Genomic DNA, 282 nt, shown 5'->3' on the forward strand with positions numbered 1-282 from the left:
TATGACACTCAAAAGCACTGCGACAAAGAGTCGCAGTTGCAAGGAAACGGTTTGTGCGAACATTGATTTCATTAGTCGTAACTAAATACATCACCGCCGTGCACGTCTATCATTTCAAGCGCTTTACCACCACCACGGGCAACACATGTAAGCGGATCATCAGCAACCACAACTGGAATACCAGTCTCTTCCATTAATAAACGATCTAAATCTTTTAGTAATGCACCACCACCGGTTAACACCATACCGTGCGCTGAAATATCTGACGCTAGCTCTGGCGGT

1 protein-coding gene is annotated in these 282 nt (G+C 45.4%); it reads right to left on the reverse strand.

All coding sequences use genetic code 11. From position 1 onward, the window contains the following. Positions 1-71: 71 nt before the first annotated feature. Positions 72-282: rod shape-determining protein (locus AAEY62_RS21960; RefSeq protein WP_350636515.1), on the reverse strand; the 211-nt coding region annotated here is incomplete at its 5' end.

Origin of the sequence: Pseudoalteromonas sp. GW168-MNA-CIBAN-0100 (genome assembly GCF_040309225.1) — a bacterium.
Classification (GTDB): Bacteria; Pseudomonadota; Gammaproteobacteria; order Enterobacterales; family Alteromonadaceae; genus Pseudoalteromonas; species Pseudoalteromonas arctica.